At 42.8% G+C, this 13,187-nt stretch carries 5 protein-coding genes, 2 tRNA genes and 2 rRNA genes; all 9 read right to left on the reverse strand.

The window, feature by feature from the left end; translation table 11 throughout:
* Positions 1 to 101: 101 nt before the first annotated feature.
* Positions 102 to 2,992 (reverse strand): 23S ribosomal RNA (locus tag PYV58_RS22070).
* 337 nt (positions 2,993 to 3,329) lie between these two features.
* Positions 3,330 to 3,405 (reverse strand) — tRNA-Ala (locus tag PYV58_RS22075).
* A gap of 44 nt (positions 3,406 to 3,449) precedes the next feature.
* Positions 3,450 to 3,526: transfer RNA gene (locus PYV58_RS22080), tRNA-Ile, on the reverse strand.
* 59 nt (positions 3,527 to 3,585) lie between these two features.
* Positions 3,586 to 5,124: ribosomal RNA gene (locus tag PYV58_RS22085) — 16S ribosomal RNA — on the reverse strand.
* The 16S and 23S rRNA genes sit together here with 2 tRNA genes alongside, the layout of an rRNA operon.
* 587 nt (positions 5,125 to 5,711) lie before the next feature.
* Positions 5,712 to 7,835, reverse strand: a complete 2,124-nt coding sequence (locus PYV58_RS22090) for an AAA family ATPase (protein ID WP_034613246.1) — start codon at positions 7,833 to 7,835, stop codon at positions 5,712 to 5,714.
* A 533-nt stretch (positions 7,836 to 8,368) separates the two neighbouring features.
* Positions 8,369 to 10,270: a 5'-nucleotidase C-terminal domain-containing protein gene (locus PYV58_RS22095; RefSeq protein WP_034613253.1), complete on the reverse strand. Its 1,902-nt coding sequence runs from the start codon at positions 10,268 to 10,270 to the stop codon at positions 8,369 to 8,371.
* Positions 10,271 to 10,568: 298 nt separating this feature from the next.
* Complete coding sequence (gene tauD / locus PYV58_RS22100; RefSeq protein ID WP_034613258.1) at positions 10,569 to 11,432, reverse strand: taurine dioxygenase; 864 nt, start codon at positions 11,430 to 11,432, stop codon at positions 10,569 to 10,571.
* 83 nt (positions 11,433 to 11,515) lie between these two features.
* A complete protein-coding gene (gene tauC, locus PYV58_RS22105) occupies positions 11,516 to 12,358 on the reverse strand; it encodes a taurine ABC transporter permease TauC (RefSeq protein WP_004818127.1) in 843 nt (280 codons plus the stop codon).
* Entirely contained in the window at positions 12,358 to 13,182 is an 825-nt protein-coding gene (gene tauB, locus PYV58_RS22110) for a taurine ABC transporter ATP-binding subunit (protein ID WP_034613261.1), read from the reverse strand. Before tauB ends, tauC begins: the two co-directional genes overlap by 1 nt.
* Positions 13,183 to 13,187 lie beyond the last annotated feature (5 nt).

Genomic DNA, 13,187 nt, shown 5'->3' on the forward strand with positions numbered 1-13,187 from the left:
ACATTTGAGTTGGGTATTGTAACTAGCTTTTCAACTAAATCAAGTATGTTTGATCTTTTATGAATCAAATGATGCTTCATATACAACTGCTTGGGTGTTGTATAGTCAAGCCTCACGAGCAATTAGTATTGGTCAGCTTCATGCGTCACCGCACTTCCACATCCAACCTATCAACGTCGTAGTCTTCAACGGCTCTTTAGAGGACATAAAGTCCTAGGGAAATCTTATCTTGAGGTAGGCTTCCCGCTTAGATGCTTTCAGCGGTTATCCCTTCCGAACATAGCTACCCGGCGATGCGACTGGCGTCACAACCGGTACACCAGAGGTTCGTCCACTCTGGTCCTCTCGTACTAGGAGCAGATCCTCTCAAATTTCCAACGCCCACGGTAGATAGGGACCGAACTGTCTCACGACGTTCTAAACCCAGCTCGCGTACCTCTTTAAATGGCGAACAGCCATACCCTTGGGACCTGCTTCAGCCCCAGGATGAGATGAGCCGACATCGAGGTGCCAAACACCGCCGTCGATATGAACTCTTGGGCGGTATCAGCCTGTTATCCCCAGAGTACCTTTTATCCGTTGAGCGATGGCCCTTCCATACAGAACCACCGGATCACTAAGACCTACTTTCGTACCTGCTCGACTTGTGGGTCTCGCAGTTAAGCGCGCTTTTGCCTTTATACTCTACGCGTGATTTCCGACCACGCTGAGCGCACCTTCGTACTCCTCCGTTACTCTTTAGGAGGAGACCGCCCCAGTCAAACTACCCACCAGACATGGTCCTCGTCCCGGATAACGGGACAGAGTTAGAACCTCAATATTACCAGGGTGGTATTTCAAGGATGGCTCCATAGCAACTGGCGTCACTACTTCAAAGCCTCCCACCTATCCTACACAAGTAAGATCAAAGTTCAATGTCAAGCTGCAGTAAAGGTTCACGGGGTCTTTCCGTCTAGCCGCGGGTACACCGCATCTTCACGGCGATTTCGATTTCACTGAGCCTCTGCTGGAGACAGCGCCCCCATCATTATGCCATTCGTGCAGGTCGGAACTTACCCGACAAGGAATTTCGCTACCTTAGGACCGTTATAGTTACGGCCGCCGTTTACTGGGGCTTCGATCAAGAGCTTCGCTTACGCTAACCCCATCAATTAACCTTCCAGCACCGGGCAGGCATCACACCCTATACGTCCACTTTCGTGTTTGCAGAGTGCTATGTTTTTAATAAACAGTTGCAGGGGCCTGGTTTCTGTGGCTGCCAATAGCTCAAGGAGCAAGTCCTATCACCGTCAGCAGCGTACCTTCTCCCGAAGTTACGGTACCATTTTGCCTAGTTCCTTCAGCAGAGTTCTCTCAAGCGCTTTGGTCTACTCGACCTGACCACCTGTGTCGGTTTAGGGTACGATTCCTGTGTAACTGAAGCTTAGAGACTTTTCCTGGAAGCATAGTATCAGCCACTTCGCTAGTAAACTAGCTTGCTATCAGCTCTCAGCATAGAGCACCCCGGATTTGCCTAAGATGCATGCCTACTGCCTTTCACCTGGACAACCAACGCCAGGCTGACTTAACTTTCTCCGTCCTCTCATCGCATTACACAGAAGTATTGGAATATTAACCAATTTCCCATCGACTACGCCTCTCGGCCTCGCCTTAGGGGTCGACTCACCCAGCCCCGATTAACGTTGGACTGGAACCCTTGGTCTTTCAGCGAACGGGTTTTTCACCCGTTTTGTCGTTACTCACGTCAGCATTCGCACTTCTGATACCTCCAGCATACTTCTCAATACACCTTCATCGGCTTACAGAACGCTCCCCTACCACGTATACATAGTATACATCCGCAGCTTCGGCATATAGTTTTAGCCCCGTTACATCTTCCGCGCAGGCCGACTCGACTAGTGAGCTATTACGCTTTCTTTAAAGGGTGGCTGCTTCTAAGCCAACCTCCTAGCTGTCTATGCCTTCCCACATCGTTTCCCACTTAACTATAATTTGGGGGCCTTAGCTGGCGGTCTGGATTGTTTTCCTCTTGACTACGGACGTTAGCACCCGCAGTCTGTCTCCCGGATAGTACTCATAGGTATTCGGAGTTTGCATCGGTTTGGTAAGTCGGGATGACCCCCTAGCCGAAACAGTGCTCTACCCCCTATGGTATTCGTCCGAGGCGCTACCTAAATAGCTTTCGGGGAGAACCAGCTATCACCGAGTTTGATTAGCCTTTCACCCCTATCCACAAGTCATCCCCTGGCTTTTCAACGACAGTGGGTTCGGTCCTCCAGTTAGTGTTACCCAACCTTCAACCTGCTCATGGATAGATCACCCGGTTTCGGGTCTATACCCAGCAACTAAACGCCCTATTAAGACTCGATTTCTCTACGGCTCCCCTATGCGGTTAACCTTGCTACTGAATATAAGTCGCTGACCCATTATACAAAAGGTACGCAGTCACCGAACAAGTCGGCTCCCACTGCTTGTATGCATGCGGTTTCAGGATCTATTTCACTCCCCTCACAGGGGTTCTTTTCGCCTTTCCCTCACGGTACTGGTTCACTATCGGTCAGTCAGGAGTATTTAGCCTTGGAGGATGGTCCCCCCATATTCAGACAAGGTTTCACGTGCCTCGCCCTACTCGTCATCATTATATGTGCCCTTTCGTGTACGGGACTATCACCCTCTACGGTAGCACTTCCCAGAGCTTTCCGCTAAAACACATATAACTTAATGGGCTGATCCCCGTTCGCTCGCCGCTACTGAGGGAATCTCAATTGATTTCTTTTCCTAAGGGTACTGAGATGTTTCACTTCCCCTCGTTCGCCTCGCATGACTATGTATTCATCATGCGATACCTACCTTATGGTAAGTGGGTTTCCCCATTCAGAAATCTCCGGATCACAGGATATTTGCCGCCTCCCCGAAGCTTATCGCAGGCTATTACGTCTTTCATCGCCTCTGACTGCCAAGGCATCCACCACATGCACTTAATTACTTGACTATACAACCCCAAACAGTCGTTAATCCCTACAAGGAGGATCAACAATGTGAACTTAATCACTTCTATTTGTTGCCTGTGAACTTAATCACCATACAGCTTCAATTTAATTCATATACCAAAACGCTTGATTCAGTTTTATCGCTAGTGCTCATTTCACTCAACATTAACAATTACTTGCTAACATCAACTAAAACGAGTTTAAACAATTATTTCAACTCAAATATATTCTGTTAATGATTCACTACCGCCTCGTCAGCGAGTAGTTAACTGTGATAAATCACAGAACTTAATAAGCTATCGGCTTACTAAGTTCTGTAATCACTTAGTCTTTAATTAGTGGTGGAGACTAACGGAGTCGAACCGTTGACCTCCTGCGTGCAAAGCAGGCGCTCTACCAACTAAGCTAAGTCCCCAGCTTAAGATCTTAATATATCTGCTCTTCTGTGTTCAGTAGACTTGGTGGGTCTGACAAGACTTGAACTTGTGACCCCACGCTTATCAAGCGTGTGCTCTAACCAACTGAGCTACAGACCCTCAGATACATCAATGAAGAACAACTTGTTGTGGATTCTTACCAATCGTCAATCTTTCGTTAAGGAGGTGATCCAGCCGCAGGTTCCCCTACGGCTACCTTGTTACGACTTCACCCCAGTCATCGGCCACACCGTGGTAAGCGTCCTCCTTACGGTTAGACTACCTACTTCTGGTGCAACAAACTCCCATGGTGTGACGGGCGGTGTGTACAAGGCCCGGGAACGTATTCACCGCGGCATTCTGATCCGCGATTACTAGCGATTCCGACTTCATGGAGTCGAGTTGCAGACTCCAATCCGGACTACGATCGGCTTTTTGAGATTAGCATCCTATCGCTAGGTAGCAACCCTTTGTACCGACCATTGTAGCACGTGTGTAGCCCTGGTCGTAAGGGCCATGATGACTTGACGTCGTCCCCGCCTTCCTCCAGTTTGTCACTGGCAGTATCCTTAAAGTTCCCACCCGAAGTGCTGGCAAATAAGGAAAAGGGTTGCGCTCGTTGCGGGACTTAACCCAACATCTCACGACACGAGCTGACGACAGCCATGCAGCACCTGTATGTAAGTTCCCGAAGGCACCAATCCATCTCTGGAAAGTTCTTACTATGTCAAGACCAGGTAAGGTTCTTCGCGTTGCATCGAATTAAACCACATGCTCCACCGCTTGTGCGGGCCCCCGTCAATTCATTTGAGTTTTAGTCTTGCGACCGTACTCCCCAGGCGGTCTACTTATCGCGTTAGCTGCGCCACTAAAGCCTCAAAGGCCCCAACGGCTAGTAGACATCGTTTACGGCATGGACTACCAGGGTATCTAATCCTGTTTGCTCCCCATGCTTTCGTACCTCAGCGTCAGTATTAGGCCAGATGGCTGCCTTCGCCATCGGTATTCCTCCAGATCTCTACGCATTTCACCGCTACACCTGGAATTCTACCATCCTCTCCCATACTCTAGCTTCCCAGTATCGAATGCAATTCCCAAGTTAAGCTCGGGGATTTCACATCCGACTTAAAAAGCCGCCTACGCACGCTTTACGCCCAGTAAATCCGATTAACGCTCGCACCCTCTGTATTACCGCGGCTGCTGGCACAGAGTTAGCCGGTGCTTATTCTGCGAGTAACGTCCACTCATCCTAGGTATTAACTAGAAGAGCCTCCTCCTCGCTTAAAGTGCTTTACAACCATAAGGCCTTCTTCACACACGCGGCATGGCTGGATCAGGGTTCCCCCCATTGTCCAATATTCCCCACTGCTGCCTCCCGTAGGAGTCTGGGCCGTGTCTCAGTCCCAGTGTGGCGGATCATCCTCTCAGACCCGCTACAGATCGTCGCCTTGGTAGGCCTTTACCCCACCAACTAGCTAATCCGACTTAGGCTCATCTATTAACGCAAGGTCACAAGTGATCCCCTGCTTTCCCCCGTAGGGCGTATGCGGTATTAGCATCCCTTTCGAGATGTTGTCCCCCATTAATAGGCAGATTCCTAAGTATTACTCACCCGTCCGCCGCTAGGTCAATTACCGAAGCAATCTCCCCCGCTCGACTTGCATGTGTTAAGCCTGCCGCCAGCGTTCAATCTGAGCCATGATCAAACTCTTCAGTTAAAAATCATTAGTGACTTAAGGTCACAATTCTGGCTCATCAATGTACTGACAAATTCTCTCAAATAAACTTCGAGTAATTTAAACCAATCAATCAATGATAATATTTCGATTAATCAATCAGTAAAAATCCACACAAGTTGTTCTTCATATTCTCTTAATGATCTTCTCAATGCTTCGTCAGCATCAAGCTAGGTCGGCTATACTACTCTCTATCTCTAAAAAGTCAATCAATAATGTTAATTATTTTTTCTAACAAACCCAACTCCAATCTCATCTTAAAATCTCAATTCGAAATCTTAACAACTTAATCAAGTGCCTGATTTATCAGAAGTTTTATTTAACATCACCGCCGATGGATGTGCATTCTACAGCATTCCCAACCCAACACAACCCCTTTTTTTAAACTTTTTTATCGGATGTGCGTTTTTTCCTCAAAATCAGTGTTTTTTTATGCTTTTTATCTATTTTTTAAGCATTTTTCATTATTTTTTTCATATTAAAGTTATTTTTATGCTTTGTTTTCCACTCTCGAATCACAAAATCTAAGCATTATTCAACTGAATTAGGATTCAAAAAGAAAAACCGCATCAATTTGATGCAGTAAATCCTATACTTTGTGCACTTTTATATTTTGCAGTCATTTCATCTGTTAAATGCTGCAAAATAGAATCCACATTTTCAAAAGGATGAAAACAGGACTGTCGTACAATCACCGCAAAGTCTCCAGCACTTAAACGATCTAAAGATTGCAGTTTTACTTTTATATCAGCTTCATGAACATCAAGTTTGAGTTGTGTACAGACATTTTCCAATAAAGCCAAACGCTGTGCATAATTTAAAAAATCAAAATGCATTTTAAAATCGAAACGGCGTAACGCAGCTTGATCAAGTTCATCAAAGCGATTGGTTGTCGCCACCACGATGCCATTAAAGCTTTCCATTTGAACCAAAAACTCATTTACCTGCGAAACTTCCCAAGAGCGGGTTGCTTGGCGGCGATCTTGTAATAAACCATCTACTTCATCCAGCAATAAAATTGCCTGTAAGTCTTCGGCTTCATGAAACGCTTTAGCAAGGTTCTGTTCTGTTTCACCAACCCAAGCAGAAATTAAGTCTGAACCACGCTTAATCAGTAATGGTCGATTGATGGTTTCAGATAACCATCGTGCAAATGCAGTTTTACCTGTTCCTGATGCTCCATATAAACATAAACGGCCAAAACCATGTTGCTGGATACCTGATGCGATCGCCGCAAGATTCTGCTTACAATTGATATAGTTCAGATCATAGAACTTGGGCAAAGCATTACTATCTTGCAATTTAATACCTTGATGGCCCTGTGCTTTTAAGGTATTGGACACCAATTTGGTCATGCTTTCCTGAACCACTAAATGCGCATTGTGCATTTGAGCCGCTTTGGCAACACGATAACTACGGCGTAAAATTGCTGGAGATAATTGCTCAACATTGGCCAAGGCTTCCTGATACAAAGGATTAAGTTCTTGACCACAATGTTGTTCGATAAAGCTTCTGCGTTGCTTTTTAGGTGGCACTTTAATTTCAAGCACCATATCAAAACGGCGTATAAACGCAGGATCGAGCTGATCAGAATTAGACACCCAAATCGTTGGTGTACGATTTTGCTCTAAAATACGATTGACCCAAGCCTTACGACTTTGCGCAGTGCTTTTCATCCCCACGCCATTTTCGGTGTCATTAAACACATCCTCAACTTCATCAAACATCAATAAAGCAGATTGACTGTCGAAAATGCACTGTGCTGCACGATACGCACATAAACGCCCTGTGGCTGAAATTGCATCACCATCTTCATCTTCACAGGAGATTTCAAAAAGTTGCACCGCCATTTCATCTGCAAGGGTCTTACACAGTTGTGTCTTTCCTGTGCCTGAACTGCCATAAAGGAAGATATTTACCCCCTGTTGCTTACTCATTTTGACTTGCTTTAAGTAAGCTAGGAGTAAAGTCAATTCAGTGTGTAAATGAGGATAATCCTCTAAGGTTAATTCAGCAGGCTGACTTTTATTAATGGTTCCAACAAACAGATCCATCACATCATTGGTTTTCACCAATAACTTATCGGCCAATTGGTTTGACACCAGATTCAATTTCCCACGTAAATAATTACGATAGTGTTGTTGAACACTGATTAAGCCACTGCGATGTAAACGACCTTGTACAGACAAAGCCTGCCGAATTGCTTCATAAGGTAAATCTAAAACCACAGCCAAAGCACGTATGGTTTTAGACGCAGTCAATTCACCGATGGTATCCGCAATATCATCTAGAAGTTGTTCACTGTTTAACATCACAATAAAGCCTAAAATCGTGCTTTCAACAGCATTTAAATCCAGTAATTGCTGTATTAACTTTAGGTTATATTGCAACTCAGCATTGAACTGAAAATTATCTAATAAATTTTGCTGTTGGCTATTTTTATGCAAATGGTTGAGTTCCTGATAAGCAGCTTGCTCATCGAACTTATCTGCAAGTAATGCTTCAGAAAAACCTAACTTTTTTGCAATCCATTGATGACTAAAGCAATGATCAGAAATAAATTCTTTTGCACCGCCTAACTCGACTAAAAATCGAAAAGCCCAAAGTTTTACAATCGGAGAAATTTCAGCAAAATCCGCTACGTCAACCTGATGCATATTTTGTGCAAAAGGTTGATTAATATATTCGTTCATATATTCACTTTTTTCTTTTCATGACTAAGGCTAAACTTTTTTCAATTTGCATTTTCTGCAAGCAAAGTCATCCCTCAGAACATGTATATTCTTTAAAATAAGGTTTATTTTCGTTTAATTTAAACGATTAAAAATGTATAGGGTCTATTCAAAGCCCAAAATGAGAAATACGTTAAACAACATGATTTTTCTCCCGAATATTGAATTTAACAGCTGATTCAAATCACATTTTAAGCACCCTGCTTAAAATGATGGGTTCAATCAAGATATTATGGTTATCCTGCAACCAGTCAGTGGTTGTAAACAATCTTGTCAAAAGGCAACGTTACAAGATCAAATTGAGGCAAGTGAAAAGAAAATTAGCTTTGTCATTGTGATTATTTAAGCCATCGTGGCTAAATTTTGGCTCATTTTAAAGTTAAGCATGGTTTTTTGCAATTATTTATTCATCACCAACATAGGATTTTGTCAGTTTTCATCAATGAACCAACGAAAAATCCCGCCGAAGCGGGATTTTGATTGTCTGTTTCAGTTTATTTTGCTTTATCGATAAATAGCTGGGTACTGTATTCAGCGGTTGCTAATTTATTAATTTTCTTTTGACCTGTCTGACCAGCCAAACCTTGGGCATATTTAAGGAAAGCCTCAGCATAGTCTAAGCCAACATTCACACGGCGCTCACCAGTAATGGTTTTCAAGGTGGTATAGTAGTCACCACCATTGGCAAGAAAATCAATCGTGATCGCTTTGTAAGTCTTATTGAGATCTAGATTTTCATATTGCCCAGATGCATTACGTACTTGTATTTGGTTAAGACGCTGGCCTTTGTCTTTGGTAAAGTCAACATTCCAACGCATACCACCGGTATATGGGTAGCTACCCGTATTATTCTGGGTAATCACACCATCTATTGCATCCTCTAAGGTGGCTTTAACTTCAGCACCCGTCAGATCTAAACGCAACAATGTATTCTTGAACGGTAAGACATTATAAATTTTACCAACTGTCACATCCCCTAAAGCAACATCTTCACGGACACCACCACCATTTTGGAATGAGATATCAGCGCCAAAGAAGGTCTTTCCTTGTTGTAAAAACGCTTCAGCAATGATTTGTTGAATATCTCCACCATGTTGATCGACATGGGTATTCTTATTACAGATATCGCCGAGTGTTGAACGATTTACATCACGTTGTGTACCAGGGACTCGACGTGAACAGAGATTATCTGTGGCTTGACCTACGATTTCCTGAGCAAATTTTTTCTTTTGCTCTTGATACGGTTTTAAAACATCCAAGGTCTTTTGTAGTGGTGCTACAACAGTAAATGGAACCTGATCTGTTTTAAATTGCGTCAGTATTGCTTGTTTTTCTGTTTCGGTGACTGCTTTTGCGTCTTTGGCGGTACGGGTAAAGTTATTGCCAATAAGTACATGTGGTGTCCCACTACAGCTTTCGACATTCCCGTTTTTGTCAAACTTCACATTTAAATCACCCACGATATAACTGTACTGCCAAGCTTGTGCAACGCAGACCAATTGACCATCTTTGTTTCTCAGCTGTGTTGGATAAGCACCTTCTGGCGTCATGCCATATTTTTTAAGACTGTCAGGGCCCAATAATGTATGTGAATCGCCCCCAATAATCACATCAACATCGGTAAGTGATTTTGCCAACTGTTGGTCTAAGTCGTATCCCACATGGGTTTGAAGAATAATATTTTTAATGCCTTGCGCTTTATATTGATTAATTTCTTTTTGCGCTGTTTCAATTTCATCTGCAAACAATGTATCAGCATTCGGTTGCGAAGAGTTTTTGGTTTTCTTGGCAACCGTTAAACCAATGATTGCAAATTTCCCCCCCTCTTTTTCAAACACTTGTGACTTCAAAATGCGATTGGTTTTATACAGTGGTGATGATGCACCAAAATTGACATTGGCTGTTAAAATTTGGGTTTTGTCTTTACAAGAACTTTGATCTAAGTAGCCAATAAATTTCTTTAATCCATCATCTTTAGAATCAAACTCATGGTTACCCGGCGTAAATGTATCAAAACAAACGGTGTTCATTGCATCTGCGTCTGCTTTCCCATCCGTTAAGTTATAGTACAAATCGCCAGTGATCGCGTCACCTGCATGTATTTTTAAAGCATTTTTCTTTTCTACTGCAAGTTGGTTAATTAAGCTGGCAACACGTGCAAATCCACCACTTGCAACACTAAACTCTTCATCCCCTGTCCCCACATTGCTTTTAAATTTAATGCTTTCTTCATCTAAATGTGAATGATGGTCATTAATATGCAAGATATTCAGTTCTAAAGCTTTTGCCTCTACTGGTTTTTCAGTATTTGAATGATCATTATCATCATTACAAGCAACCAACAGCGTAGACAGTACACTCAGCAAAATGATTTGCTTTTTATTATTAATCAACATGATATTTCCAACAAGCAATAAATATTTATGGCCTAGTATGTTGATCATTTGTTTAATTTTGATGAATAATTAAACATTATTGCTCAGTAACAAGGTTTCATCAGAGCTTGAATATTCAAATTGTTTTGTGAACACCGACAAACACAGCATACCGATACTTTGAACAACAGCTCATTTTATGATTTTTTCTTTAATGTATTTTTTAAATATTGAAGTTTCAAAAAGTTGTATTCAACTTCAGTTGTTTCAAAAATAAAAAACCAATCAAATTTGATTGGTTTTTATAACAAGTTAAACCTTAATCTGCTTGATAAAAAGGTTTATCACCCATCAAAGTGGCTCGATTCATAACACGGTGCTGAGGACGGTAATCATCAACAGCATAGTGGAAAGTACAACGATTATCCCAAAATGCCACATCATTGGCCTGCCACGACCAACGCACTACAAACTCTGGTTTCTGAATATGTTCAAACAACATTTTCAAAACAGCATCGCTTTCTTTAGCTTCGAGTTCATTGATTCGTGTGGTAAACCCTTCACTCACAAATAAAGCTTTACGACCTGTGACAGGATGAGTGCGAATCACAGGGTGGCTAATCGGAGGATGTTTTTTCTTAGCCTGTTCTAGCTTTTCTAATTCGGCAGGATCACCACCAAAACGATCTACTGGAAATGAACGTGCAATATCATGTGTTGCAGTTAAACCAGATAACATCGCTTGCATCGGCTTGGATAATGCTTCAAACGCCGCTGTTCCACTTGACCAAAGTGTATCTCCACCCCATGCAGGGACTTTTTTTGCACTTAAAATTGCGCCCATTGCTGGTGCTTCAAGAAAAGTCACATCGGTATGCCACAATGCATTATCCCGTAAATCATTTAATTCCGTATCTAAAACCATGATTTCGGGTTGTTCTGGAATATTTGGGTAAATTGGGTGGATGTGTAACTGACCAAATTGACGTGCCAAAGCCGCATGTTGCTGTGCAGTCATCGGCTGATTTCTAAAAAAGATCACCTGATGTTTCAATAAAGCTGCTTCAATCAAAGCCTTTTGTTCAGGTGTTAAAGGCTGACTGAAATTCACACCTTCAATCAGCGCACCAATCGTTGGATTTAATGGGGTAACTTTAAAAATATTTGAAACAACAGCGTTCATTTCTTCCTCGATCATCTCACGATATATTAAAATGTTAAAACTAAATATGGCGATATGCTATCGAACAGTGTAGCGAAAATAACTTACTGAGATTGCTTATCCCAAGGGACTAATTTTCTTTGCAAACGACGCAAACCAATTTCCAGAATAAAGGCAATCACAGCGATAATTAAAATCCCGACAATCACCACATCTGTGGCCAAAAGCTGTGAAGATGATTGCACCATAAAACCCAAACCTTCAGAAGCACCAACCAACTCTGCTGCCACCAAAGTCGACCATCCCACCCCAAGACCAATACGGATACCAGTTAAAATGCTCGGTAAAGAACTTGGTAAAACCACATGTTTAATAATTTGCATTGGGCTTGCACCCAAAGACTGTGCAGCACGAATTTTGGCTTGGTCGACTGAACGGACACCAGTTGCTGTTGCGATAACAATCGGTGCAAAAATTGCCAGATAAATCAGTAGCACCTTGGACAATTCACCAATACCACACCAAATTACAATCAAGGGTAAATACGCCAACGGCGGAATCGGACGATAAAACTCAATGATGGGATCTAAAATACCCCGCACAATTTTATTGCGACCAATCGCAATCCCCACTGGGATCGCAGTGATAACCGCAGCAATCAACGCTGTACCAATACGACCCAAACTTGCGCCAATATGACTCCACAAGCTAATACTCATATAGCCATTGCTGAACAAATCATTGAAACGCTGCAACACGGCGGTTGGTGATGGTAAGAATAAAGCATCAATCCAGCCTAAAGTGGTGACCAGCCACCAAATTGCAATCAAAGTAATGATCGTGATACTACTGATCAAAGTAATATTGACTTCACGTGGAACCTTCACCGCCACAGTCTGAGATTCAACTGTACGAGGGATCAATTTAGGGTCTAATTGTGCTGTCATTACTCCACCTTTTCCACTTGAGCTTGGTCGCTCTGAGCAACATGGTATTGATCCTGATTATTTTGAATGAATACACAACTCAACACATGCTCTCGCATTTCAATAAACTTGGGATCTGATTTAATACTTCGTGCTGGCTCGCCATTGGCATAGCGTTTAGCAAAACCCAACTCCAGCTTTTCCACAATTCGCCCAGGATTTGGTGCAAGAATAATCAGATCTGTAGCCAGAAAAACAGCTTCTTCAATGTCATGGGTAATTAAGAAAGTAGGTTTGGACGTACTCTTCCAAACATCTAATAATAAGCACTGCATTTGTTCACGAATGAACGCATCCAAAGCACCAAAAGGCTCATCCATCAATAATATTTTAGGGTCAGAAGCCAAAGCACGCGCTAAACCAACCCGTTGACGTTGCCCGCCTGAAAGTTCCCAGATATGGCGTTGCCCAAAGCCTTCTAAATTCACCAATTTAAGCAATGCTTGTGCACGGTTTTGACGTGTTTTTTTATCAACCCCTGCAAGCTCTAAACCAAAAGCAATATTGTCTTCTACATTCTGCCAAGGCAATAAAACATCATCTTGGAACACCACACCACGGTCTCGGCTAGGTGCAATGATTACTTCACCATCCAGTTTTAAAGTGCCTGCTTGTGGCTGAGTAAATCCAGCAATCAAATTTAATAAGGTTGTTTTACCACTGCCTGAAGCACCTAATGCAACCATCAGTTGCTCAGAGCCTAGCTGAAATGACACATCTTTCAGTACCGGTTGTTCAGCACCCGGATACTGTGCTTGTACATGTTCTACAGTCAATACAGCCATGATGA

The organism is Acinetobacter sp. TAC-1 (genome assembly GCF_029025845.1).
Classification (GTDB): Bacteria; Pseudomonadota; Gammaproteobacteria; order Pseudomonadales; family Moraxellaceae; genus Acinetobacter; species Acinetobacter guillouiae.

Excerpts from the sequence above, each read along its gene's own strand:
- tauB (WP_034613261.1), bottom strand. The coding sequence starts at position 13,182 with ATGGCTGTATTGACTGTAGAACATGTACAAGCACAGTATCCGGGTGCT.
- PYV58_RS22090 (WP_034613246.1), bottom strand. The coding sequence starts at position 7,835 with ATGAACGAATATATTAATCAACCTTTTGCACAAAATATGCATCAGGTT.
- PYV58_RS22095 (WP_034613253.1), bottom strand. The coding sequence starts at position 10,270 with ATGTTGATTAATAATAAAAAGCAAATCATTTTGCTGAGTGTACTGTCT.
- tauC (WP_004818127.1), bottom strand. The coding sequence starts at position 12,358 with ATGACAGCACAATTAGACCCTAAATTGATCCCTCGTACAGTTGAATCT.
- tauD (WP_034613258.1), bottom strand. The coding sequence starts at position 11,432 with ATGAACGCTGTTGTTTCAAATATTTTTAAAGTTACCCCATTAAATCCA.